The sequence below is a fragment of the Bradyrhizobium sp. CCBAU 11430 genome (genome assembly GCF_028128855.1).
In the GTDB taxonomy this organism is placed as follows: domain Bacteria; phylum Pseudomonadota; class Alphaproteobacteria; order Rhizobiales; family Xanthobacteraceae; genus Bradyrhizobium; species Bradyrhizobium ottawaense.
In genome coordinates, this window is the sequence record NZ_LBJV01000053.1 from 18,023 (window position 1) to 43,467 (window position 25,445).

Annotated in this window: 19 protein-coding genes; 18 read left to right on the top strand and 1 reads right to left on the bottom strand. The window is 66.2% G+C overall.

Annotated elements, in window-relative coordinates; genetic code table 11:
- Positions 1-69 precede the first annotated feature (69 nt).
- Positions 70-852, bottom strand: a complete 783-nt coding sequence (locus XI04_RS15090) for an N-acetylmuramoyl-L-alanine amidase (protein ID WP_038971256.1) — start codon at positions 850-852, stop codon at positions 70-72.
- 523 nt (positions 853-1,375) lie between these two features.
- Here XI04_RS15090 and rsmH point away from each other — a divergent pair.
- The 18 genes from rsmH to recN all read left to right on the top strand — a co-directional run bounded on the left by rsmH (position 1,376) and on the right by recN (position 25,305).
- Entirely contained in the window at positions 1,376-2,365 is a 990-nt protein-coding gene (rsmH, locus tag XI04_RS15095; RefSeq protein ID WP_271609120.1) for a 16S rRNA (cytosine(1402)-N(4))-methyltransferase RsmH, read from the top strand.
- Between the two features lie 3 nt (positions 2,366-2,368).
- Positions 2,369-2,761: a cell division protein FtsL gene (gene ftsL / locus XI04_RS15100; protein WP_028145538.1), complete on the top strand. Its 393-nt coding sequence runs from the start codon at positions 2,369-2,371 to the stop codon at positions 2,759-2,761.
- Positions 2,758-4,500, top strand: coding sequence for a peptidoglycan D,D-transpeptidase FtsI family protein (locus XI04_RS15105; RefSeq protein WP_028145537.1), 1,743 nt, complete (start codon positions 2,758-2,760; stop codon positions 4,498-4,500). Before ftsL ends, XI04_RS15105 begins: the two co-directional genes overlap by 4 nt.
- A gap of 84 nt (positions 4,501-4,584) precedes the next feature.
- Positions 4,585-6,054: a UDP-N-acetylmuramoyl-L-alanyl-D-glutamate--2,6-diaminopimelate ligase gene (locus XI04_RS15110; RefSeq protein WP_271609127.1), complete on the top strand. Its 1,470-nt coding sequence runs from the start codon at positions 4,585-4,587 to the stop codon at positions 6,052-6,054.
- A complete protein-coding gene (locus XI04_RS15115; protein ID WP_028145535.1) occupies positions 6,051-7,430 on the top strand; it encodes a UDP-N-acetylmuramoyl-tripeptide--D-alanyl-D-alanine ligase in 1,380 nt (459 codons plus the stop codon). Before XI04_RS15110 ends, XI04_RS15115 begins: the two co-directional genes overlap by 4 nt.
- A gap of 178 nt (positions 7,431-7,608) precedes the next feature.
- Positions 7,609-8,712, top strand: a complete 1,104-nt coding sequence (gene mraY, locus XI04_RS15120; RefSeq protein WP_018318673.1) for a phospho-N-acetylmuramoyl-pentapeptide-transferase — start codon at positions 7,609-7,611, stop codon at positions 8,710-8,712.
- 7 nt (positions 8,713-8,719) lie between these two features.
- Positions 8,720-10,117 (top strand): UDP-N-acetylmuramoyl-L-alanine--D-glutamate ligase, encoded by a 1,398-nt coding sequence (gene murD / locus XI04_RS15125; protein WP_271609118.1) that lies wholly within the window; start codon positions 8,720-8,722, stop codon positions 10,115-10,117.
- Between the two features lie 227 nt (positions 10,118-10,344).
- Positions 10,345-11,496: a putative lipid II flippase FtsW gene (ftsW, locus tag XI04_RS15130; protein ID WP_028145532.1), complete on the top strand. Its 1,152-nt coding sequence runs from the start codon at positions 10,345-10,347 to the stop codon at positions 11,494-11,496.
- A gap of 209 nt (positions 11,497-11,705) precedes the next feature.
- A complete protein-coding gene (murG, locus tag XI04_RS15135) occupies positions 11,706-12,806 on the top strand; it encodes an undecaprenyldiphospho-muramoylpentapeptide beta-N-acetylglucosaminyltransferase (protein ID WP_271609117.1) in 1,101 nt (366 codons plus the stop codon).
- Positions 12,807-12,927: 121 nt separating this feature from the next.
- Positions 12,928-14,331, top strand: a complete 1,404-nt coding sequence (murC, locus tag XI04_RS15140) for a UDP-N-acetylmuramate--L-alanine ligase (RefSeq protein WP_038971253.1) — start codon at positions 12,928-12,930, stop codon at positions 14,329-14,331.
- Positions 14,332-14,541: 210 nt separating this feature from the next.
- Positions 14,542-15,462, top strand: coding sequence for a UDP-N-acetylmuramate dehydrogenase (gene murB / locus XI04_RS15145; protein WP_271609116.1), 921 nt, complete (start codon positions 14,542-14,544; stop codon positions 15,460-15,462).
- Positions 15,463-15,594: 132 nt separating this feature from the next.
- Positions 15,595-16,581, top strand: coding sequence for a D-alanine--D-alanine ligase family protein (locus XI04_RS15150; protein WP_271609115.1), 987 nt, complete (start codon positions 15,595-15,597; stop codon positions 16,579-16,581).
- A 349-nt stretch (positions 16,582-16,930) separates the two neighbouring features.
- Complete coding sequence (locus XI04_RS15155) at positions 16,931-17,953, top strand: cell division protein FtsQ/DivIB (RefSeq protein WP_038947675.1); 1,023 nt, start codon at positions 16,931-16,933, stop codon at positions 17,951-17,953.
- Positions 17,950-19,272 carry a cell division protein FtsA gene (ftsA, locus tag XI04_RS15160; protein WP_271609114.1) on the top strand — a complete coding sequence of 441 codons (1,323 nt, stop codon included), beginning with the start codon at positions 17,950-17,952 and terminating at the stop codon, positions 19,270-19,272. Before XI04_RS15155 ends, ftsA begins: the two co-directional genes overlap by 4 nt.
- Positions 19,273-19,359: 87 nt before the next feature.
- Positions 19,360-21,159, top strand: coding sequence for a cell division protein FtsZ (gene ftsZ / locus XI04_RS15165; protein ID WP_028145525.1), 1,800 nt, complete (start codon positions 19,360-19,362; stop codon positions 21,157-21,159).
- Positions 21,160-21,522: 363 nt separating this feature from the next.
- The gene (lpxC, locus tag XI04_RS15170; RefSeq protein WP_028145524.1) at positions 21,523-22,485 is read left to right on the top strand and encodes a UDP-3-O-acyl-N-acetylglucosamine deacetylase; all 963 of its coding nucleotides are present in this window, start codon (positions 21,523-21,525) and stop codon (positions 22,483-22,485) included.
- A 245-nt stretch (positions 22,486-22,730) separates the two neighbouring features.
- On the top strand, positions 22,731-23,621 hold the full coding sequence (locus tag XI04_RS15175; protein ID WP_028145523.1) for an outer membrane protein assembly factor BamD: 891 nt from the start codon (positions 22,731-22,733) through the stop codon (positions 23,619-23,621).
- A gap of 13 nt (positions 23,622-23,634) precedes the next feature.
- Positions 23,635-25,305 carry a DNA repair protein RecN gene (gene recN / locus XI04_RS15180; RefSeq protein ID WP_038971245.1) on the top strand — a complete coding sequence of 557 codons (1,671 nt, stop codon included), beginning with the start codon at positions 23,635-23,637 and terminating at the stop codon, positions 25,303-25,305.
- Positions 25,306-25,445: the final 140 nt, after the last annotated feature.

Sequence of the window (25,445 nt, forward strand, 5' to 3'; positions counted from 1 at the left end):
TGTCGCCGACTGGGTCCCGGCTCGCGCTTTGCGCGTCCGGGACGAGAGCGAACTGCGCGGCCATCGCCGTCACTTCGACGCGACGGTCGTCCCCTCTGCCGGCAGGCTCGCCAGCAGCGCCTGCAATGTCGACAGCGTCGAGTGGTCCGCGACACCGTCCAGCCGCGCGGGGCGGAAGTGGCGCTGAAAGGCGGTGACGACTTCCATGGTCGCGGCATCGTATTTGCCGGTCAGCGGCACGCCGTAGCCGTATCTGGCGAGCGCCTGCTGCAGGCTAAGCACTTCGTCGCTGATGGTGCCGAGCATCAGGGTCTCGCCGCGCACGACCGGGGCCGGCGTCACCCAGTGACCGACGCCGGAATTGGCCAGCGAGTGCCACGGAAACTTTTCGCCGGGGTCTTTCTTGCGCGCGGGCGCGACGTCGGAATGGCCGAGCACCCGGTGGGCCGGCACCTTGCGGCGAAGCATGATGCCGCGGCACAGCGCGATCACGGCGGCGATCTGGCGCAGCGGATATTCCGGATAGCCCCAGTCGTGGCCGCGATTGATGATCTCGATGCCGATCGAGCAGGAGTTGATGTCGTCCTCGCCCGCCCAGGACGAGACGCCGGCGTGCCAGGCGCGCCTGGTTTCGGGCACGCATTGCACGATGCGGCCGTCTTCCAGCACGACGTAATGCGCCGAGACTTCGGTTCCCGCCGTGCACAGCCGCGCCAGCGCGCCCTCGACATCGGGCATCCCGGTGTAGTGCAGCACGATCATGTCGGGCTGCCGTGCCTTGTTGCGCTCGCCATAGTTCGGCGAGGGGATGATGTCGGACACGATCGAGGAATCCGGCTCGAACGCCCTCATGCTCGCCGCGGCCTTGGGAACCGGGAGAACGCGTTGACGCTTCGAATCAGATCCAGACGGTGTGGACGAACCGGACGGCGGCATAGACAAACCAAGGTCGGACGGAGAGTGGGCCAAGCCCTTCTCTTTACTATTCCTTTACCCTCCACCGTGCGCAATCGCGCGTCGCGGTTAACGCATGCATTTTGGCGAAGTGTGTGGATGAAGCATCACCGCCTCACCAGCTTTTCGACTTGTCACGAGCCGAGCAACGCTTTCTTAACGCTAAGGGCCGTTACTGAGGGATGAAGAGCCGACCCGCGTCCGGAGGCGGCCAAAGCGTATTTTGGCTCGAAATCCCATGGCTGCCCGACAAATTCCGCTGGGAACACTGGGTTTGCCGCCCGGGACGACCGGGCTTGGTAACCATGCTGGGCGGTGCGGTCGTGGAACCGCCGCGATACGGAGTCATTCGAGGCGTCATGGGCTTGTTCGTCCCCAATCTCGCTTGGACGTCAGGCTGGGCCTCCAGCAGGTCTGGCGCATGAGCTCGGCTCCGCACATTCCCGTTCTTGGCCGTGAGGCCATCGCCCATCTCGCCCCGCGCGATGGCGGTATCTACGTCGATGCCACCTTCGGCGCCGGCGGCTATAGCCGCGCCATCCTCGACGTGCCGGGAACCCGGCTCATCGCCATTGACCGCGACCGCACCGCAGTCGCGGGCGGTGCGGAACTGGTCGAACGTTCCGCGGGCCGGTTGACGCTGGTCGAGGACCGATTCTCCAACCTCGGTGAGGTCTGCGCGGCGCAGGGCGTCGAGGCCGTGGACGGCGTCGTGATGGATGTCGGGGTGTCCTCGATGCAGCTCGACCAGGCCGGCCGCGGTTTCTCTTTCCGCCTCGACGGTCCGCTCGACATGCGGATGGGGCAGGCGGGGCCGACCGCGGCCGACGTCGTTGCCCGCGCTTCGGAAGGCGATCTCGCCGACATCATCTATCTCCTCGGCGAGGAGCGGCATTCGCGCCGCGTCGCCCGCGCCATCGTCGCGGACCGTCAGGAGGCGCCGTTCACGACCACGCGCGCGCTCGCCGACCTCATCGGCAGGGTGGTGCGCTCGAAGCCCGGCGATATTCATCCGGCGACGCGGACATTCCAGGCCCTGCGCATCTTCGTCAATGAAGAGCTCGAGGAACTGCAGACCGCGCTCGCTGCGGCAGAGCGCGTGCTCAAGCCGGGCGGACGCCTCGTCGTGGTCTCCTTCCATTCGCTGGAAGATCGTATCGTCAAGAATTTCTTCTCCGAGCGTTCGAAAACCGGCGGCGGCTCGCGGCACCTGCCGGAGGTGGCGCAAGTTCCGCCGAGCTTCCAGCTTCTGACGCGGCGGCCCGTAGTCGCCGGTGAGGACGAAGTCGCGCATAACCCGCGCGCGCGTTCCGCAAAGCTTCGCGCCGCCGAGCGCACCTCGGCGCCCGCGCATGACGATGGCGAGCCATCGTCATGGCCAAAACTCTCCGACGTGATGAGGGGAGGCTAGCGCATGCGCATCATCCACCTCTTCGTCATCGGCGCGCTGATCTTCGCGGCGGCCTATGTCTACAGGATCAAGATGGACTCCACGGCGCGCACCGAGAGGGTGCTGCGGCTGCATGCGGAGATCCGCGAGCAGCGCGACGCGATCGCTTCGCTGCGATCCGAATGGGCCAAGCTCGATGCGCCCCACCGATTGCAGGGCCTGTCCGACCGGCATCTGCAGCTCAAGCCGGTCAACGGCACGCAATATGATTCGCTGAAGAACCTGCCGGAGCGTCCGCCGCGGATGTTCAGGCCTGGCGAGCCCGATCCGATCGGAGCCATGCTCAACACCATCGAAGCCGCGAGCGATCCCGACAATGTGACGGGCTCCGTGCCTCAGCCCGAGGACAAGCAATGAGCGCTGCGACTCCGGCCAAACCTACGGAACCCTGGCGCCAGCGGCTGATCCGCAGCCTGCTCTACGGGCGCAATGTCGACCGCGCCGCGAAGGCGCGCGCGCGCGTTGGTCTCGCCATGCTCGCCTTCGCCTCGGTCTACGCCCTGATCGGCGGCCGGCTCGTGATGTTCGCCATCGGCGCCGATGCCCACGGCGCGCGCCGCGCCGCGGCGCAGGAGGTGGTGGCAACCGCACGGCCCGACATCGTCGACCGCAACGGCGCAATCCTCGCCACCGACGTCAAGGCGGCGAGCCTGTTCGGCGAGCCGCGCCGCATCATCGACAAGGACGAGGCGATCGAGCTGCTCACGGCGACCGTGCCCGATCTCGACGAGGCCGAGGTGCGCGAGCGCCTGAGGACGCGTAAGGGCTTCGTCTGGCTCAAGCGCGAGGTCACGGCCAAGCAGCAGCAGGCGATTCACAAGCTCGGCATTCCCGGCATCGGCTTCCTGCGCGAGAACAAGCGCGTCTATCCGACCGGCAACGAGGTCGCCCACCTCATCGGTCTGGTCAACATCGACAACCAGGGCATCGCCGGCATGGAGAAGTGGCTCGACAATCAGGGCCTCGCCGATCTCCACCGTGCCGGCTTTGCCACCGACCGGCTGCAGAAGCCGATCGAGCTCTCGATCGATCTGCGCGTCGAGCACGCGCTGCGCGACGAGCTGTTGAAGGCCAAGGAGAAGTACCACACCAAGGCCGCCTCCGGCATCGTCTCCAACGTCAAGACCGGCGAGATCGTGGCAATGGTCTCGCTTCCGGATTTCGATCCCAACAATCCGAAGGAAGCGCACGACCCCGACCGCATCAATCGCCTGACCACCGGCGTTTACGAGATGGGCTCGACCTTCAAGGCGTTCACGCTGGCGATGGCGCTCGATTCCGGCAAGATCAATCTGAACACGTCGTGGGATGCCCGTGGAAACCTGCACTATGGCAAGTTCACCATCCACGACAGCCATCCGCTCGGGCGTTTCATCAACACCAAGGAAGTGTTCACCTTCTCGTCCAACATCGGCGCCGCGCGGATCGCGCTCGGCCAGGGTGTCGAGGCCCACAAGGCGTTCCTCGCCAAGATGGGCCAGCTGACGCGGCTGCGCACCGAGCTGCCGGAGAGCGCGGCTCCGCTGATCCCGCGCCGCTGGGGTGAGCTGAACACGGTCACCATCGCGTTCGGCCAGGGCATGTCGGTGGCGCCACTGCAGGCGGTGATGGGCATCAACGCGCTGGTGAACGGCGGCTATCTGATTCCGCCGACCTTCATGAAGCGCAGCGAATCCGAAGCAGCGGCGATGGCCAAGCGCGTAATCAAGACGGAGACCAGCGACAAGATGCGGTTCCTGATGCGGCTCAATGCCGAAATCGGCACCGCCAAGACCGCTGACGTCAAGGGCTACTATGTCGGCGGCAAGACCGGCACGTCCGAAAAGGTCATCAACGGCCGCTATGCCAAGAAGCGCGTGCTCAACTCCTTCACCGCCATCATGCCTTGCGACGATCCGAAATATCAGATCCTGATCATGCTGGACGAGCCGCAGGCGATTCCTGAAACGAAGGGCTTCATCACCTCGGGCTGGAACACGGTGCCGACCGGCGGCAAGGTGATCGAGCGGATCGCGCCGCTTCTGGGCGTCGAGCCGCGGTTCGACCTGCCGCCTGCGGAGCGCCTTATTCTTGCAGCATCCAGGACAACCCAGTAATCAACGGGGTAGGCCTTCGCCGCGGCTGAGTCGGGATTTTCCGTGGGATTCGGCTTTCCGGCAGGGCATGTCGACTGGAAGACCATGAAGCTGCGCGACCTCTTAGGCCAAGATCTGTCAGGCAATGCCGCGATCGAGCCCGCTATCGCCGCGCTCGAGGTGACCGGGCTCGCGCTCGACAGCCGCGTCGTCAAGTCGGGCGATCTCTTCTTCGCACTCGCCGGCAGCAAGACCGACGGCGCGCGCTTCGTCGATGCCGCGGTCGCCGCAGGCGCCGTCGCTGTCGTGGGTGATCATGCGTCCGACGGTGGCAAGGTGCCGTTCATCAGCGTTGCCAATCCACGCCGCGCGCTGGCGCTGGCCGCGGCGAGTTTCTTTCCCGCCCAGCCGGCGACCATCGCGGCCGTGACCGGCACCAGCGGCAAGACCTCGGTCGCCGCGTTCACGCGCCAGATCTGGGAGCGACTGGGGCATGCCTCCGCCAGCATCGGCACCATCGGCCTCGTCTCGCCCAAGCGCACGGTCTACGGCTCGCTGACGACGCCGGATCCAATCGCGCTGCACCGACAGATCGATGAGATCGCGCGCGAGGGCGTGACGCATCTCGCTTTCGAAGCGTCCTCGCACGGGCTCGATCAGTATCGCCTCGACGGCGTACGCGTCTCCGCCGGCGGTTTCACCAATCTCTCGCGCGACCACATGGACTACCATCCGACCGTTGCGCATTACCTCGCGGCGAAACTCCGCCTGTTCCGCGAACTGGTGCCGCCCGATGGCGCCGCGGTGATCTCGGCCGATCATGATTGCTCGGCGGAAGCGATCGATGCCGCGAAGTCGCGCGGCCTGCGCGTGATGGCGGTCGGTCGCAACGGCGACGGGGCAGGCGAGGGCATTCGTCTCACTGAGGCCGTGGTCGAGGGCTTCTCGCAAAGGCTGACAGTCGAACATCGCGGCAAGCGCTATGCGATCCGGTTGCCGCTGGTCGGCGAATTCCAGATCGAGAACGCGCTGGTATCGGCCGGACTTGCGATCGGTACCGGCAGCGATGCCGCCAACGTGTTCGCAAGCCTGGAGCGTCTCGAAGGCGCCAAGGGACGGCTCGAGCGCGTCGGCGAGCGCAACGGTGCGCCGATCTTCGTCGACTACGCGCACAAGCCCGATGCGCTGGCGAAGGCGCTGCAGGCGCTGCGGCCCTATGCGAAACGAAAGCTGGTCGTCGTGTTCGGCGCCGGAGGCGATCGCGATGCCGGCAAACGTCCGATCATGGGCGAGATCGCGGCCGAGAACGCCGACGGAATCATCATCACCGACGACAATCCGCGCAGCGAGAAGCCCGAAACCATTCGCGCCGAAATCCTCGCAACCGCAAAGGGCGCCCGCGAGATCGGCGACCGTGCCGCGGCAATCCGAACCGCGATCGAGGAACTCCAGGAAGGCGATGCCCTGCTCGTCGCCGGCAAGGGCCACGAGACCGGGCAGATCGTCGGCGGAGAGGTTTTGCCCTTCAGTGATCACGAGGCGGTCGCCGCCGCATTAGCGTCGAGGGTTGCATGAGCGCGCCGATATGGACAGTTGCCGACGTCGCGCGCGCGCTGGGCGCTGCCGGTTCGTTCCCGGACACGCCGATCGACTTCGTCACCCAGGACAGCCGGCTGGTGAAGCCGGGCAGCCTGTTCGTCGCGCTGAGCGGCACGCCGAGCGGCGGCTTCATCTCGGCCTTCGCCAGCGCGCGCGACGGTTGGGAGTTCGCGGACAAGGCAGAAGCTTCCGGCGCAGTCGCGATGATCGTGCCGCACGAGATCGCGGGCATCCGCATTCCGCAGATCGTCGTCAAGGACACGCTGATCGACGGCCTCTGGGGCCTCGCGCGCGCCGCTCGCGCCCGCTTCCGCGGGCCTGTGATCGGGCTGACCGGCAGCGCGGGCAAGACGAGCACCAAGGAATTTCTGGCGGCCTATCCGAACGCCTATGCAAGTCCGTCCAGCTTCAACAATTTCTGGGGCGTGCCGCTGACTCTGTGCAATGCCAGACCCGATGCAAGTCTCTGGGTCGTCGAGATGGGCATGAACCAGCAAGGCGAGATCGCGCGGCTCAGCGAACTGACGCGGCCCACCGTCGCACTCGTCGTCAATGTCCAGCCCGTGCATCTGGAGAAGCTCGGCTCGCTCGAAGCCATCCGCCGCGAGAAGGTGTCGATCGCGCTCGGCCTGCCCGAGGACGGGGTGCTGGTGCTGCCGGCCGGGCTAAAGGCATCCGAATGGAAGGGCAAGGTGGTGCGCTTTGGCGAACATGCCGAGGTGCATGAGGTCACGCACGCGCCGCATGGCGAGAGCTGGCAGGTCGTGGCCATGATCGGCAAGAAGCAGATCGCCTTCAGCCTGACGCCGGGCGCGCCGCACCGCGTGCAGAATGCGCTGGCCGCGCTCGCCGCCATCCGCGCCGCGAGTCTCGATGCGGCGACGCTGGCGATCAAGCTCGATCGGGTCGGCATCATGACTGGCCGCGGCGTCGAGCAGGCGGTCGGCGGTATCACCGTGATCGACGACAGTTTCAACGGCAATCCGGCCAGCGTGGCCGCTGCGCTGCAAAGCCTCCAGGCGCGCAATGTGACCGGCGGCCGCCGCGTTGCCGTGCTCGGTGACATGCTGGAGCTGGGCGATGATGCACCAGGCTATCACACCGGCCTTGCCAAGCATCTCGACGGGATTGACGGAATCTACTGCGTCGGCCCTCTGATGCGCCACCTCTACGACGTGCTCCCGGCCGGCAAGGGCCTCGGCTGGCACGGCGATCCCGCCACGCTGAAGCCGAGTGAGGTCGCGAACCTGCTGAAGGCAGGCGACGTCGTGGTTGTCAAGGGCAGCAAGAAGATGTTCTGGGTCAACAAGTTTGTGCCGGGCCTGGTGGCCGCCTTGCAGGCAAAGGCGTAAACTGCTTGGAAGGCGCCGTTCCCGAATCCCACCCTTTGCGGCGCGAAGCCGTCCGGTTTCCCGGAGGTCGCGACCCATGATGAAGACCAGCGAATGCGCGTGAGGCACGTTGAGGCCAAGGTAAAGACCAAGATCAAGGCCGAGACCGCGTGTGCAAAGGCGCCATAGGACCGTCTGAATGTTTTACTGGCTGATCGAGCTCTCCAACACATTTCCGGGCTTCGGTGCCGTTCGCACCTTCCTGAACGTCTTCCGCTACATCACCTTCCGTACCGGCGGCGCCGTCGTCACCGGCGCGCTGTTCGTGTTCCTGTTCGGGCCCTGGATCATCGATCACTTGCGCATCCGTCAGGGCAAGGGTCAGCCGATCCGGACCGACGGTCCGCAATCGCACCTCGCCAAGAAGGGCACGCCCACCATGGGCGGGCTGATGATCCTGTCCGGCCTCACGGTCGGCACCGTGCTGTGGGCCAATCCGCTCAATCCCTACGTCTGGATCGTGCTGGCGGTGACGCTCGGCTTCGGCTTCGTCGGCTTCTATGACGATTACCTCAAGGTGACCAAGCAGACCACGACCGGGTTCGGCAGCAAGCTTCGCCTGCTGATCGAGGCGGCGATCGCGCTGGTGGCCTGCTATGCGCTGGTGCGGCTGAACCGCGATCCCGCATCGACCGCGCTGACGATTCCGTTCCTCAAGGACACCGTGCTGCATTTCGGCTGGTTCTTCGTCATCTTCGGCGCCTTCGTCATCGTCGGCTCCGGCAACGCGGTGAACCTCACCGACGGGCTCGACGGCCTCGCCATCGTTCCCGTGATGATCGCGACCGCGAGCTTCGCGATGATCGCCTATCTCGCCGGCAATGCGGTGTTCGCCGAATATCTGCAGATCAAATATGTCGCCGGCACCGGCGAGCTCGCGGTGCTCTGCGGTGCACTGCTGGGCGCCGGCCTCGGCTTCCTCTGGTTCAACGCGCCGCCCGCCTCGATCTTCATGGGCGACACCGGCTCGCTCGCGCTCGGCGGCATGCTCGGCGCCATCGCGGTCGCGGTGAAGCACGAGATCGTGCTCGCGGTGATCGGTGGCCTGTTCGTGCTGGAGGCGGTCTCCGTCATCGTGCAGGTGGTCTCGTTCAAGCTGACGGGCAAACGCATCTTCCGGATGGCGCCGATCCATCACCATTTCGAGCAGCTCGGCTGGACCGAGCCGCAGATCGTGATCCGCTTCTGGATCATCTCGGTGATGCTGGCGCTGGCCGGTCTCTCCACGCTGAAGCTGCGGTGATCGATCGATGATCCCCGTCACGTCCTTTGCCGGCAAGACGGTCGCGGTGTTCGGTCTCGGCGGCTCGGGGCTCGCCTCCTGCCACGCGCTGAAGGCCGGCGGCGCCGAGGTGATCGCCGCCGACGACAACGCCGAGAACGTCGCCAAGGCCGCGCAGGCCGGCTTCATCACCGCAGATTTGCGCAACGTGTCCTGGGCGAATTTCGCAGCCCTGGTGCTCGCGCCCGGCGTGCCGCTGACCCATCCGGTGCCGCATTGGAGTGTGCTGAAGGCGCGCGAGGCAGGTTGCGAGGTGATCGGCGACATCGAGCTGTTCTGCCGCGAGCGGCGGCGCCATGCGCCGGATGCGCCGTTCGTCGCGATCACCGGCACCAACGGCAAGTCGACCACGACGGCGCTGATCGCGCACCTCACGAAAGTCGCCGGCTACGATACCCAGATGGGCGGCAATATCGGCACCGCGATCCTGTCGCTGGAGCCGCCGCGCATGGGCCGCGTCCACGTCATCGAGATGTCATCCTACCAGATCGACCTCACGCTCTCGCTCGATCCCTCCGTCGGCATCCTGCTCAATGTCAGCGAGGATCATATCGATCGCCACGGCACCATCGCGCACTACGCTGCGGTGAAGGAGCGCCTCGTTGCCGGCGTGCAAGCTGGCGGCACCGCGATCGTCGGCGTCGACGACGGCTTCTGCCGCGACATCGCCGACCGGCTCGACCGCGCCGGCAAGACCGTCGTGCGCATCTCCGTCAAGAACCCGCTGGCTTCTGGCATCCATGTCGAGCACGGCAATATCGTGCGCACCGCGGGTGGCGCCCGCAGCGAGATCGCAAAGCTCGGCGGCATCGGTTCGCTGCGCGGCCAGCACAATGCGCAGAACGCGGCCTGCGCCGCCGCCGCCGCGCTCGCGATGGGCATCAGCCAGGACGTGCTGCAGAATGGCTTGCGCAGCTTTCCGGGCCTTGCGCACCGCATGGAGCAGGTCGGCCGCCGCGGCAGCGTGCTGTTCGTCAACGATTCCAAGGGCACCAATGCGGATGCCACGGCGCACGCGCTGTCGTCTTTCGCTGACATCTTCTGGATCGCCGGCGGCAAGCCCAAGGCCGGTGGCATCACTGGCCTGACCGGCTTTTTCCCGCGCATCCGAAAAGCCTATCTGATCGGCGAGGCCGCGCAGGAGTTTTCGGGAACGCTGGGCCCAGTCGCGCACGAAATCAGCCAGACGCTGGACGTCGCCGTCGAGCACGCCGCGCGCGATGCGGAAGCCTCGGGGCTCGCTGATGCCGTCGTGCTGCTCTCGCCCGCCTGCGCCTCCTTCGACCAGTACCGCAACTTCGAAATCCGCGGCAGCAAGTTCCGCGAACTGGTGCAGGCGCTGCCGGGCGTGAAGCCGGTGGTGTAGCGAGTTCTCGTGTCCCGGACGCGCGTAGCGCGAGCCGGGACCCAGAAGCTGCTGGGCCTCCGGCACTGCAGCGCACCGCAATAGCGTGTCGAAGACGCGTAAACGCGCTTATGGCGCTGCGCTGCGTCCGGGGCACGAGACTGTGCACAACTTCATCCACTTCCTTAACCCCCCGGTAACCAACCTGGGCGACCAATGGACCGACCTCTGTCCGAAAGCGGCCGCCCATGCTCTCCCGTGAAGAACGCACCCCCTTTTCCGAGTGGTGGTGGACCGTCGACAAGCCGCTGATGGGCGCCATCCTGGCGCTGATGCTGACCGGGGTGATCCTGTCGCTGGCGGCGAGCCCGCCGGTTGCGACCCGTATCGGGCTTGATCCCTTCCACTTCTTCAGCCGCCACGTGATGTTCCTTCTCCCGTCCTGCCTGGTGCTGCTCGGGGTCTCCTTCCTGTCGCCGCGCGCGATCCGCCGCTCGGCGCTGATCATCTTCGCGGCCAGCATCATCCTGATCGTGCTGACACTCGCGATCGGGCCCGAAGTGAAGGGCTCGCGGCGCTGGATCACGCTGCTCGGCGTCAACATCCAAGCCTCTGAAATCGCAAAGCCGTCGTTCGTCGTCATCGCCGCCTGGTTGTTCGCGGAATCGACCAAGCGGCCGGAGATGCCGGCGACCTCGATGGCGCTGGTGCTTCTCATGATGCTGGTCGCGCTGCTGGTGATGGAGCCGGATTTCGGCCAGACCATGCTGATCCTGATGGTGTGGGGCTCGCTGTTCTTCATCGCGGGCATGCGCATGATCTGGGTGTTCGGCCTCGCGGGTCTCGGTGCGGCCGGTCTGTTCAGCGCCTATTTGTTCGTCCCGCATGTCGCGGGCCGCATCAAGCGCTTCATGAACCCGGCCTCGGGCGACACCTTCCAGGTCGATACCGCCATGGAAGCCTTCTACAACGGCGGCTGGTTCGGGCTCGGACCGGGCGAGGGCATCGCCAAGCGCAGCCTGCCGGACAGTCACACCGACTTCGTGTTCGCGGTCGCGGCCGAAGAGTTCGGCATCATCCTGTGCCTGGCGATGCTGACGCTGTTCGCCTTCGTCGTCATCCGCACGCTGTCGCGCGCTTATGCCAATGAGGACATGTTCTCGCGCTTTGCGGCCTCGGGCCTTGCGATCCTGTTCGGCGTGCAGGCCGCGATCAACATGTCGGTGAACCTCCAACTGATCCCCGCCAAGGGCATGACGCTGCCGTTCATCTCCTATGGCGGCTCCTCGATCGTGTCGCTCGCCTATGGCGTCGGCATGATGCTGGCGCTGACGCGCCTGCGCCCACGCACCGAGGTCGAGGCCAGCGGCCACGCCGACGCGATGCGGAGTTACGCCTGACCGCTCTCGTGTCCCGGACCAGCTCCGCGAAGCGGAGCGCAGAGCCGGGACCCAGAATGCCGCACCAATCGGCCCCGGTTCAGCAGCGCACCACGCTGAACTGGACGATGCTTCGCATCGCCAGGAGCGCGCTGCGCTGTGCCCCGGGGCACGAACACCTTCGTAGCCGGCTCGCAATGACGGAAGACTCCCGGTAAAACTCCCCCACCATGAACAATTCCCCCCTGATTCTTCTCGCCGCGGGCGGCACTGGCGGCCATCTGTTTCCGGCCGAGGCACTCGGCGTCGAACTGATCCGGCGTGGCTTTCGCGTCCGCCTCGTCACGGATGAACGCGCGCTGCGTTACAGCGGGCTGTTCACCAAGGACATGATCGACGTTGTCGCGAGCGAGACCGCGCGGGGCCGCAATCCGCTGCAGCTTGCCTATGCCGGCCTCACGCTCGCTGCCGGCACGCTGTCGGCCTACGCCCTGATCAAGCGCTTGAAGCCCGTCGCCGTCGTCGGCTTCGGCGGCTATCCGACGCTGCCGCCGCTGGTCGCTGCGAAATTCGCCGGCGTGCCCGGCATCATCCACGACGCCAACGCGGTGCTCGGCCGCGCCAACCGGTTCCTCTCGAGCCGCGTACGCGCGATCGCGACGTCTTTGCCCGGCGTGCTTGACCGCGATCCGGCACTCTCCGGCAAGACCACGACGGTCGGCACGCCGATGCGGCCGGCGGTGCTCGCCGCGGCTGCCGTGCCTTACGCCGCGCCCGAGGTGAACGGCCCGCTGCGCCTGCTCGTCGTCGGCGGCAGCCAGGGCGCGCGCATCATGGCCGACATCGTGCCCGGCGCGATCGAGCGGCTCGAGCCTGCGCTGTGGGGCCGTCTTGTCCTCACCCAGCAGGTGCGGGACGAGGACATGGCGCGTGTGCGCGCTGTTTACGACAAGCTCAAGATCAAGGTCGAGCTGGCGCCGTTCTTCACCGATTTGCCGGCACGGCTTGCCTCCAATCATCTCGTGGTATCGCGCTCCGGCGCCGGGACAGTGGCAGAGCTCGCGGCGATCGGCCGGCCCTCGATCCTGGTGCCGCTGCCCGGCTCGATCGACCAGGACCAGTTCGCCAATGCCGGCGTGCTGGTCAAGGTGGATGGCGCGATCCGCATCCCGCAGGCCGAGTTCAGCTCCGACCGGCTGGCCTCCGAAATCTCCGCCTTCGCCGCCGAGCCCGCGCGCCTTGCCGCCATGGCGCAGGCCGCCCGCGGCGCCGGCCGGCTCGACGCCGCCGAGCGACTGGCCGATCTGGTGGTCAAAGTCGCGGGAATCTGACGCGAAAAAGCCCTTGTCTTCGCCTTCTAAAGCGGGGCATCCAGTAAGAACGGCGCGGCTGATTTGGCCGTGACCTTCGCCAGATACCGCCGTTTCAGGCGGCGAGGTCAGGGAACAGAGCATGAGACTGCCGCGCGAGATCGGACCCATCCACTTCGTCGGGATCGGCGGAATCGGCATGAGCGGGATCGCCGAGGTGCTGGTCAATCTCGGTTATGCCGTGCAGGGCTCGGACGCCTCCGACAATTACAATCTCGATCGTCTGCGCAAGAAGGGCGCAAAGGTCTCGGTCGGCCACAGGGCCGAGAATGTCGATGGCGCCGAGGTCGTCGTGGTCTCGACCGCGATCAAGCGTGACAATCCGGAACTGATGGCGGCGCGCGAGCGGCGCATTCCCGTGGTGCGCCGCGCCGAGATGCTGGCCGAGCTGATGCGGCTGAAGAGCTGCGTCGCGATCGCCGGCACCCACGGCAAGACCACGACGACCACGATGGTCGCAACGCTGCTCGACGCCGGCGGTCTCGATCCCACCGTCATCAACGGCGGCATCATCAATGCCTATGGCTCCAATGCGCGCCTTGGCGCGGGCGACTGGATGGTGGTGGAAGCCGACGAGAGCGACGGCACGTTCCTGAAGCTGCCGACGGATGTCGCGATCGTCACCAATGTCGACCCCGAGCATCTCGATCACTTCAAGACCTTCGAGGCCGTGCAGGACGCGTTCCGCCATTTCGTCGAGAACCTGCCGTTCTACGGCTTCGCGGTGATGTGCATCGATCACCCGGTCGTGCAGAGTCTCGTTGGCAAGATCGAGGACCGCCGCATCGTCACGTACGGCGAAAATCCGCAGGCCGATGTGCGGCTGGTCGATCTGACCCCGATGGGCGGCGGATCGAAATTCAAGGTCGCGTTCCGCGATCGCAAGACCGGCGCCGTGCACGAGATCGCCGACCTCATGCTGCCGATGCCGGGACGCCACAACGCCTCCAACGCGACGGCCGCGATTGCGGTCGCGCGCGAGCTCGGCGTGTCCGACGAAGCGATCCGCAAGGCGATCGCCGGCTTCGGCGGCGTCAAGCGCCGCTTCACCAAGACCGGCGAATGGAACGGCGTCACCGTGATCGACGATTACGGTCATCACCCCGTGGAAATCGCGGCGGTGCTGAGGGCGGCGCGCGATTCCTTCACTGGCAAGATCATCGCCGTGGTGCAGCCGCATCGCTACACCCGCCTGCAATCGTTGTTCGAGGAATTCTGCACCTGCTTCAACGATGCCGATGCGGTTGTCGTCGCCGACGTCTATGCCGCCGGCGAAGCGCCGATCGACGGCATCGACCGCGATCATTTCGTGACGGGCCTGCGCGCGCATGGCCATCGCGAGGTGATTCCACTGCCGGCATCCTCCGAGCTCGCGGGCATCGTCAAGGCATTGGCGAAGTCCGGCGATCTCGTCGTGTGCTTAGGGGCCGGCAACATCACGCAATGGGCGTATGCGCTGCCGGACCAACTGAAGGCGCTGGGATAGGGCGGTGATTTTGATTTCACTATTCACCACGGAGCACGCTGCGCTCCCTCCCCCCTTGCGGGGGAGGGCGGGGGAGAGGGGTGGCCCCGGGCGAGCTCTGAGTTCGTGGCTACCCCCCTCCCTGACCTCGAGAGCGAGCTTCGCTCGCCTCGGACCCCGCAAGGGGGGAGGGAACGGAGAGATTGTGCCTTCTTCACTTGAGGAAGTGGCATGAGCTTTCCCGACATCACGCCCGAGCTCAAAGCCGCGATGCCGGAGCTGCGCGGGCGGCTGCTGGCCAACCAGTCGCTGGCCGAGCTGACCTGGTTTCGCGTCGGCGGCCCTGCCCAGGTGCTGTTCACGCCGGCGGATGAGGACGATCTCGCTTACTTCCTCGCGCATCTTGCGCCCGACATTCCCGTCTACGTCGTCGGTGTTGGCTCCAATCTGATCGTGCGCGACGGCGGCATTGCGGGCGTCGTGATCCGGCTGGCGCCGCGCGCCTTCGGCGAGGCCAGCGCCAGCGGCGATATCGTCACTGCCGGTGCTGCCACGCTCGACAAGCGCGTGGCGGAGGTGGCCGCGTCGGCCAATATCGGCGGGCTCGAATTCTACTTCGGCATTCCCGGCACGATCGGCGGCGCGCTGCGCATGAATGCCGGCGCCAATGGCGGTGAGACCAAGGACGTGCTGGTCGAAGCGCGCGGCGTCGGTCGCGACGGCAGCAAGCACACCTTCTCCAATGCCGACATGAAGTTCGTCTACCGCAACAGCGGCGTCGATCCCTCCATCATCTTCACCTCTGCGCGCTTTCGGGGCGAGATCAAGGATGCCGATGCGATCCGCGCGCGCATGGCGGAGGTGCAGAGCCATCGCGAGACCGCGCAGCCGATCCGCGAAAAGACCGGCGGCTCGACCTTCAAGAACCCGCCCGGCCATTCCGCCTGGAAGCTGGTCGATGCCGCCGGCTGCCGCGGCTTGCGCGTCGGCGGCGCGCAGGTCTCCGAGATGCACTGCAATTTCCTGATCAACACGGGCGATGCCACCGCACACGACATCGAGACGCTGGGCGAGACCGTGCGCGAACGCGTGAAGGCAAATTCCGGAATTGAGCTACACTGGGAAATCAAGCGGATCGGGGTTTCCGTGTGAGTGTCATTCCGGGGCGCGACGCAGTCGCGAGCCCGGAATCCATAACCCCGGCTCGTGGTTATGGATTCCGGGCCTGCGCCTTACGGCGCATCCCGGAATGACGACGACTGGCTAGGATAGGTAACAAAAGACATGCGCACCACCATCCTCTTCGGCGGCTCCAACCGCGAGCGTCTGGTTTCGGTCGCCTCGGCCCAGGCCCTGCATCAGGCATTGCCCGAGGCCGATCTGTGGTGGTGGGATGCCGAGGACAAGGTGCATGTGGTGCAGTCGAAGCAACTGCTCGAACATGCCCGCCCCTTCGAGGACGAGTTCAAGCCCGGTACATCAGGCATCCCGCTGGCACATGCGCTCGATCAGGCCGAGGCCGAGGATCGGGTGCTGGTGCTCGGCCTGCATGGCGGGCGCGCCGAGAACGGCGAATTGCAGGTGATGTGCGAAGCGCGCGGCGTGCCCTTCACCGGCTCGGGTTCGGCCTCCTCGCATCTGGCCTTCGACAAGTTCGCGGCAAAGCGGTTTGCGGCGCTCGGCGGTGTGACGCCGCCGGAAAACGTTGCGCTCGACGAGATCGACGAGGCTTTTGCCGAATACGGCAGGCTGATCGCAAAGCCGGCGCGCGACGGATCGAGCTACGGCCTGATCTTCGTCAACGCCAAGCAGGATCTCGTCGCCGTCCGCAACGCGGCCAAGCACGAAGAGTACGTCATCGAGCCCTACATCGCCGGCGTCGAGGCGACCTGCGGCGTGCTGGAGCGCACCGATGGTTCGATCATGTCGCTGCCGCCGATCGAGATCATTCCGGGCGAGGGCAGCTTCGACTACGCCGCAAAATATCTCCTGAAGTCGACCCAGGAGATCTGCCCGGGCCGTTTCGCACCCGAGATCACCGCCGCGCTGAAGGCCCAGGCGATGCTGGCGCACCGCGCGATGTCCTGCGCCGGCTATTCCCGGTCGGACTTCATTGTCTCGGACAAGGGCCTCATCTATCTCGAGACCAACACGCTGCCCGGGCTGACCAAGTCCTCGCTCTACCCCAAGGCGCTGAAAGCCGAGGGCATCGAATTCGTCGACTTCCTGCGCGGCCTGGTGGAGCTCGCCGGGCAGCGCGTGCCGAAATAATTAGGACTGGTTAACGGCCGAATCGGCGAAACGGGCCGGTTTGGGGTCCAAAACCGGTAAAATGCCGGACATCACGGCATAAATGCCTCACATCGCGGGGCAAAATGCGCCGGACGTTAACGAACTTTACCTTTTGTTTACCAGGACGTCCGAAGGTTAACGCTGGCGGCGCATATGGCGCTTTGGCTGCCGGCGCGTGAGCTCTCGGGGGTGACGTCACCTCCAGCGAACGCTTTGAAGGGGAGAGGCTTCTTCTGCTGAAGACCAGCACCCGGCCCGGCACGTCGAAGACGTCATGTTCGCCAGGATCCGCGCGATGTCGCGGGCAAACTGTTGACGAGCTCGTGCAATGGATGGAGCAGGAAGCCTCACCCGGTCGCTTTTCAGATCGCTGAGGCCCCAAGCCGACCTGAAGGCGGCCGCTGTCGGAGCGGTCGTGCTTCTGCGCGAGTGGCTGCAGGACAAGCGCCAGCAAAGACTTCACGCCGCGCGTGCTGCCGCCAAGATCAAGGCCAAGGCCATCGTCGAGCGTGAGCCGCCGCCGCGCGTGGTCGCGCTGATCGAGCGCTATCTGCCGCGCCGGGTCGGGATCAGCATGACCGTGCTGCTGCTCATCGGAAGCTGCGGTTTCGGCATCGTCAAGGGCGGCCATCTCCAGGATTTCATCACCGCGGTCAGCGATGCCCGCAACGCGCTGGCCAATTCCGCGGGCTTCCGCATCACCTCCGTCGTGATCAATGGCCGCAAGCAGCTCACCCAGGACGAGATCCTGGCGATCGGCGGCGTCAGCGGCCGTTCCTCGCTGCTGTTCCTCGATGCTGACGCGGTGCGCGACAAGCTCAAGGGCAATCCGTGGATCGCCGATGCGACCGTGCTGAAGCTCTATCCGGGCCAGCTGATGATCGAGCTCACCGAGCGCAAGCCATTCGCGCTGTGGCAGGAGGCCGGCCGGCTCTCGGTGATCGCCGATGACGGCGCCGTGCTCGAACCCTATGTCTCGCGCCGCTTCCTGTCGCTGCCGCTCGTGGTCGGCAAGGGCGCCGAGAGCCAGGCCCGCGATTTCCTCGCGCTGCTGGCGCGCTATCCGCAGGTCAACTCGATCACCAAGGCCGCGATCTTCGTCGGCGAGCGGCGCTGGAACCTGAGGCTCAAGGACGGTCTCGACATCCGCCTGCCCGAGCAGGACGTCGGCAACGCGCTGGCGATGCTGTCCAAGCTCGACAAGGAGGACAGGCTGTTCTCGCGCGACATCGTCGCCGTCGACATGCGCCTGCCTGATCGTCTGGTGGTGCAGCTGTCCGAGGACGCCGCCAAGGCGCGCGAGGAGCTGTTCAAGGACAAGAAGAAAAAGAAGGCCGGGGACGCCGCATGACCGGTCTCGATCGCACCCAGACGCCGAAGACGCGCCCGATGCCGCACAAGCGCGGCGGCCTCGTCGCCTGTCTCGACATCGGCACCAGCAAGATCGCCTGCATGATCGCGCGGCTGAAGCCGTCACCGCCGAGCGAGGCGCTGCGCGGCCGCACCCATGCGGTGGAACTGATCGGTTACAGCCAGATCCAGTCGCGCGGCATGAAGGCCGGGGCGGTGATCGACCTTACCGAATGCGAGCAGGCCGTGCGCCAGGCCGTCGCGCTCGCGGAGAAAATGGCCAAGGTGCGGGTCGAGTCCGTGCTGCTCTCGGTCTCCGGCGGCCGGCTTTCCGGCCAACTGGTCGAGGCCGCCGCCGACATCCGTGGTGGCGCCGTGACGCAGGCCGATGTCAGCCGCGTCACCTCGACCGGCATGCGTCACGCCACCGGCGAAGGCCGCACCGTGCTGCACGCGCTGCCGGTCGGCTACACGCTCGACGGCGTCAGGGGTATCCGCGACGCCCGCGGCATGGTCGCCCATCAATTCGGCGTCGACATGAACGTCGTCACCTGCGACGCCACCGTGGCGCGGAACCTGATGCTGGCGGTCGAACGCTGCCACATCAATGTCGAAGCCATGGCGGCGAGCCCATATGTCGCCGGATTGTCGGTGCTGACCGACGACGAGGCCGATCTCGGCGCAGCGGTCGTCGAGATGGGCGCCGGCACCACAACGATTGCCGTTTATTCGGGCGGCCGTTTCGTGCATGCGGCGGGTTTTGCGGTCGGCGGGCAACACATCACGATGGATCTGGCGCGGGGACTCTCCGCGACCATTGCCGATGCCGAGCGAATCAAGACGTTATACGGGACCGTCATCACCGGCGGATCGGACTCGCGTGAGCTGATGTCTGTGCCGACAGCCGGTGACGAGCAGGATCTGCCGCAGATCGTCTCTCGCGCCACCATCGCCAACATCGTCAAGCACCGTGCCGAGGAAGTCTTCGAAATGGTTCGGGACAAGCTGAAGGATTCGCCCTTCGCCTCAGAGCCCAACGGCCGGGTCGTACTCTCGGGCGGCGCCTCGCAGCTGACCGGCCTCGTCGAACTCGGCACCCAGATTCTCGGCCGGCCCGTGCGGGTCGGACGTCCGCTCGGCTTCGGCCGGCTGCCCAACGAGGCGAAGAACGCCGCGTTCGCGGTGCCCGCCGGACTCCTCGTCTACCCGCAATATGTTCACCACGAACATGTCGAACCGCGGCATACGCGGCAGCAGGTCAGGACAGGGACCGGCGGTTATTTCGGAAAGGTCGGACGATGGCTACGCGAGGGCTTCTGATGATTCATTTCCGCAATTCCCGACTTTCACCAACTCCCGCGGCCGCCGGCCGGGGCGAACCCACGCGCACGTGATCGAGAGGCAAACATGACCATCAGCATCAACGTTCCTGATATTCACGAGTTGAAGCCCCGGATCACCGTGTTCGGCGTCGGCGGCGCCGGTGGCAACGCCGTCAACAACATGATCACGGCGGGCCTCCAGGGCGTCGACTTCGTGGTCGCCAACACCGACGCGCAGGCGCTGACGATGTCGAAGGCGCAGCGCATCGTGCAGATGGGCACGGCGGTCACGCAAGGCCTCGGCGCCGGCTCGCAGCCGAACGTCGGCGCGGCGGCGGCGGAAGAGGTGATCGACGAGCTGCGCGACCATCTCTCGGGCGCCAACATGGTGTTCGTCACCGCGGGCATGGGCGGCGGCACCGGTACCGGTGCAGCTCCCGTGATCGCCAAGACCGCGCGCGATATGGGCATCCTCACCGTCGGCGTCGTGACCAAGCCCTTCCACTTCGAGGGCGGCCGCCGCATGCGCACGGCGGAAGCCGGCATCAACGAGCTTCACAAGGTCGTGGATACGCTGCTGATCATCCCGAACCAGAACCTGTTCCGGGTCGCCAACGAGAAGACCACCTTCGCCGACGCCTTCGCGATGGCCGACCAGGTGCTGTACTCGGGCGTTGCCTGCATCACCGACCTGATGGTCAAGGAAGGCCTGATCAACCTCGACTTCGCCGATGTGAGGGCGGTGATGAGGGAAATGGGCAAGGCGATGATGGGCACCGGCGAAGCCTCCGGCGACAAGCGGGCGCTGACCGCCGCCGAAGCCGCGATCGCCAACCCGCTGATCGACGATAGCTCGATGAAGGGTGCCAAGGGCCTCCTCATCTCCATCACCGGCGGCAAGGACCTCACCCTGTTCGAGGTCGACGAAGCCGCGACCCGTATCCGCGAGGAAGTCGACCAGGACGCCAACATCATCGTCGGCGCCACCTTCGACGAAGCGCTCGACGGCCTGATCCGCGTCTCCGTCGTTGCCACCGGCATCGAGCAGGCCGCGATCGCCCGCAACAGCCAGGCGACCTCCGCCCCGGTTGCGAACGCGGCGCCGCAGGCGCAGCAGGCGCCCGCAGTTCCGGCCGTCGCCGCCGAGAGCCGTCTTGCCGACCTGACCGCGCGGCTCCGCGCCGACAATCAGCGTATGGCTGAGCGCGCCCAGAAGCTGGAAGGCCAGATTCCGGCCGCAGCCCCGGTCGCTGCCGCGCCGATGGCGCCCCGTCCGAATGTCGAGCGCGCCGCGCTGGCCGCCATCGCCGCCGCCGTTGCGGAGGTCCCGCAGGCGCCTGCGCCGATGCAGACCTATGGCGACGTCACCGTGCGCCCGATCGCGCAGAAGCCGACGCTGTTTCCGGAGCCCGACATGGCCCCGGTCGCGATGCAGGAGCCGATGACGCCGGAAAACTTCATCCCGCCGCAGGCCGAGCGTGCGCCGGTCCGTGCGCCGCGTATGCCGCGCCTCGATGAGCTGCCGATGCCGGCCCAGGCCGAGATTCGCCAGGCCCGCGGCGAGGTCGAGGAGGAGACTCCGCAGAAGACCCGCCTGTCGCTGCTGCAGCGCCTCGCCAATGTCGGCCTCGGCCGTCGCGACGAGGAAAGCGAGCCGCCGGTCGCGGCCCGCACCGCCGGTCCCGCGATGCCGCCGCTGCCCGAGCGCCGGCAGCAGAAGACCGTGGCGCAGCAGATCGCGTCGAGCGAGCCGGTATCCGAGTATGCCCGCCGTCCCGCGCCGCAGGGGCTGGACATGCACGGCCGTCCGGCGCCTGTTGCGCCGGCGCCACAGGGCGACGACCATCTTGATATCCCGGCCTTCCTGCGGCGGCAGGCGACCTGAGGATTGTTACAATAAGGCAGACGAAAAAAGGTCCCGGCAACAAGCTTGCCGGGACCTTTCCTTTTGTCCCGTGCATATCCGGATTGCGCAGACAAGCAACTGATTTTAAATAATTAATTACGTGTTTGGGTGTTCAGTCAAACTGCCGGAAGCGACCCGAAACCTCGGCGCAATTTGGTTAAGCCTTGGCGCGAATACGGCAGGTTTGGGGTAACAATCGGTAAAAAAGCGTGAGTTGGCGCTGTTTGAGGCAGTGACTATGGTTTGCCGTGACTTGGGGATACGGATTCGCAGGAGCTCGGCACTGGCCGGCCAAGTGGGTCTCGTATAAGTCGCAGTGGGTCGTAGTGGGGCGGGTTCCTGATGAAATTTAGCCGGCAAACAACGCTTCGTGCGCAAGCCTCCGTGGCAGGCGTGGGCGTTCATTCCGGTCTTCCCGTCACTCTCACCCTTGGGCCTGCGCCTGTCGACGCGGGTTTTATTTTTGTCCGCACCGGCCTCGAGGGAAGTGATCGCGAAGTTCAGGCGACCGCCGAGCAGGTGATCGCGACCGACTTCGCTACCGTCCTCGGCGATCGCAACGGTCCGCTGGTGTCCACCGCCGAGCACGTGCTTGCTGCACTGCGGGGTATGGGTGTCGACAACGCCACCATCGAGATCGACGGTCCCGAAGTGCCGATCATGGACGGCAGCGCGGCGGCCTTCATTGCGGCGATCGACCAGGCCGGCATCGTTACCCAGCCGGCACAGCGCCGCTTCATTCAGGTTTTGAAGCCGATCTCGGTCAAGATCGGCGACTCCTTCGGCGAGATCAGGCCCTTTGCCAACGGGTTCTGCGTCGAGGTCGAGATCGATTTCACCAATCCTGTCATCGGCCAGCAGAGCTACGCCTTCGACCTCAATCCGGAGCGTTTCCGCCGCGAAGTCGGCCGGGCCCGGACCTTCGGTCTGATGAGCGACGTCGCGCGGCTTTGGAGCGCGGGCTATGCCCTCGGCGCTTCCTTCGACAACACCGTCGTGTTCGACGACGAGCGGCTGCTCAACACCGAGGGCCTGCGCTACGCCGACGAATGCGCCCGCCACAAGGTGCTGGACGTGATCGGCGACCTGTCGCTGGCCGGCCTGCCGCTGCTTGGCGCCTACCGCTCGGTGCGTGGCGGCCACAAGCTCAACCACGCTGTCCTGACCGCGCTGCTCGCCGACCGTACCGCCTGGCGGGTGGTCGAGGGCGAGGCGGCCCGCCGCACCACGCGTCCTGTGGGCGAGGTCGGTCGCGGTATCGTCGGCGGCCGGATCGCTGCGGCCTACGGGCCGGACGTGTCCTGAACAGAGTTGTTGCCGCCGGCCTCAGGCAGCGGCTTACCCCGGGAAACTCCTGGTAACCATGATCGGCTAGGATTGCGGCACGTTCGCCTTAATCCGGGCGGAATGCCTGCCTATCCGGTTGGTTAAAGATCGCTTTTCGGATACATCGGCGTGGTCGCATGGCAGGCACCACGGTTACATTTCGCGCCCATGACGGGGTTCATGGGCTGGCGGCACCGCATCACAGGGCGTCAGGGCTTAAACTCATGTCGGCACAGCGTACGACGCGCGGATATTTCTCGGTCTCGTCGCGGGCCCGTGGGCTGCTGCAGGCCGTGACCTTCATGTTGCTCGCGCTGCCGCTGGCCGGCTGCGGCACCGGCTCGCTCTGGGACAAGTTCACCGCCAAGGACGACACCTTCGTCGAGGAGCCCGCCGACAAGATCTACAATGAGGGCCTGTACCTCATGAACGAGAAGAAGGACATGAAGGCGGCGAACAAGAAGTTCGAAGAGGTCGACCGCCAGCATCCTTATTCCGACTGGGCCCGCAAATCGCTGCTGATGTCGGCTTATGCGTCCTACCAGGGCGGCGACTTCGACGGCTGCATCGGCGCCGCCACCCGCTATGTCACACTGCATCCCGGCAGCCCGGATGCGGCCTATGCGCAATATCTGATCGCTGCTTCCCATTACGACCAGATTCCGGACATCAGCCGCGACCAGGCCCGCACCGAGAAGGCGATCGCCGCCCTCGAAGAGGTGGTGCGCAAATATCCGAACTCGGAATACGCCACGTCCGCCAAGGCCAAGATCGAGGGTGCGCGCGACCAGCTTGCCGGCAAGGAAATGAATGTCGGCCGCTATTACGCGCAGAAGCGCGACTACACGGCGGCGATCAACCGCTACAAGACCGTCGTCACGCAGTACCAGACCACCCGCCATGTCGAGGAAGCGCTGTTCCGGCTGACCGAGGCCTATATGGCGATCGGCATCGTCGGGGAGGCGCAGACCGCGGCGGCCGTGCTTGGGCACAATTTTCCTGACAGCCGCTGGTACAAGGACGCCTATAATCTTGTAAAATCCGGCGGTCTCGAACCGAGCGAGAATCAGGGGTCTTGGATCAGCCGGACCTTCAAGAAGATGGGTCTCGGCTAGGAAATTTGGTTCCATGCTGGCGCGTCTGTCGATCCGTGACATCGTCCTGATCGAACGGCTCGATATCGAATTCGCCACCGGCCTCGCGGTTTTGACCGGCGAAACCGGTGCGGGCAAATCCATCCTGCTCGATGCCTTTGCGCTCGCACTCGGCGGCCGCGGCGACGCCGGCCTCGTGCGCCACGGCGTGGAGCAGGGGCAGGTGACCGCCGTGTTCGATGTCCCCAAGAATCACCCCGCGACGAAGATCCTTGCCGAGAACGGCCTGGATGACACCGGCGAGATGATCTTGCGCCGCGTGCAGCTCGCCGACGGCCGCACCCGGGCCTTCATCAACGACCAGTCGATCAGCGTGCAGACCCTGAAGGCGGTCGGCGCCGCCCTGGTCGAGATCCACGGCCAGCATGACGAGCGCGCGCTGGTCGACGCCGCCACCCACCGCCGCCTGCTCGACGCGTTCGCCGGCCTGGAGAAGGACGTTGCCGCGGTCGAATCGCTCTGGGACGCACGCCGGACTGCCAATACCGCGCTGGAGGAGCATCGCGCCGGCATGGAGCGCGCCGCGCGCGAGGCCGACTATCTACGCCACGCCTCCGCCGAGCTGAAGCAGCTCGCGCCCAAGGACGGCGAGGAGACCTCGCTCGCCAACCGCCGCACCACCATGATGCAGGGCGAGAAGATCGCCTCCGATTTGCGCGAGGCGCAGGAGGCTGTCGGTGGCCACCATTCGCCGGTCTCGACGCTGTCGGCGGCGGTACGCCGACTGGAACGCCGCGGCGTCAATTCGCCGGCGCTGGTCGAGCCCGCCGTGAAGGCGATCGACATGGCGATCAACGCGCTGGAGGAAGCCGACCAGCATCTGCAGGCGGCACTCGCGGCGACCGATTTCGATCCGGCCGAGCTCGAACGTATCGAGGAGCGCCTGTTCGCGCTGAGGGCCGCCTCGCGCAAATATTCGACGCCGGTCGACGGGCTCGCCGCGCTGGCCGCCAAATATGCCGCCGACGTCGTGCTGATCGATGCCGGCGCCTCGCGGCTGAAAAAGCTGGAGCAGGCCGCGATCGAGGCAGATAGCCGCTATGCCGCCGCCGCCAAGAAACTGTCGCTGGTGCGGCAGAAATCGGCGGAAAAGCTCAACAAGGCGGTCAACGCCGAGCTGGCGCCGCTCAAGCTCGAACGCGCAAAGTTCATGACCCAGGTCGCGACCGATGAGGCAGCTCCGGGACCGCAAGGCTTCGACCGCGTCGAGTTCTGGGTGCAGACCAATCCGGGCACCAAGCCGGGACCGATGATGAAGGTTGCCTCGGGCGGCGAGCTGTCGCGCTTCCTGCTGGCGCTCAAGGTCGTGCTGTCCGACCGCGGCTCGGCGCCGACGCTGGTGTTCGACGAAATCGACACCGGCGTGGGCGGTGCGGTCGCCGACGCCATCGGTGGGCGCCTGGCGCGGCTTGCCGGCAAGGTGCAGGTGATGGCCGTGACCCACGCCCCGCAGGTCGCCGCCCGCGCCGACCAGCACCTCCTGATCTCCAAGGACGCCCTCGACAAGGGCAAGCGCGTCGCCACCCGGGTCAATGCGCTGGCCGCCGACCACCGCCGCGAGGAAATCGCCCGCATGCTGGCCGGCGCCGAGATCACGGCCGAGGCGAGGGCGGCGGCCGAGAGGCTGCTCAAGGCGGCAAGTTAGACCTCGTGTCCCGGACGCGCATAGCGCGGGCCGGGACCCAGAATGCCGCCGCATGGGCCCCGGCTCTGCAGTGCACCGCTGAAGAAGCGCAGCACTGCGTCCGGGGAACAAGTCCTCCGCCCATCTTTACCCTTCCGCCC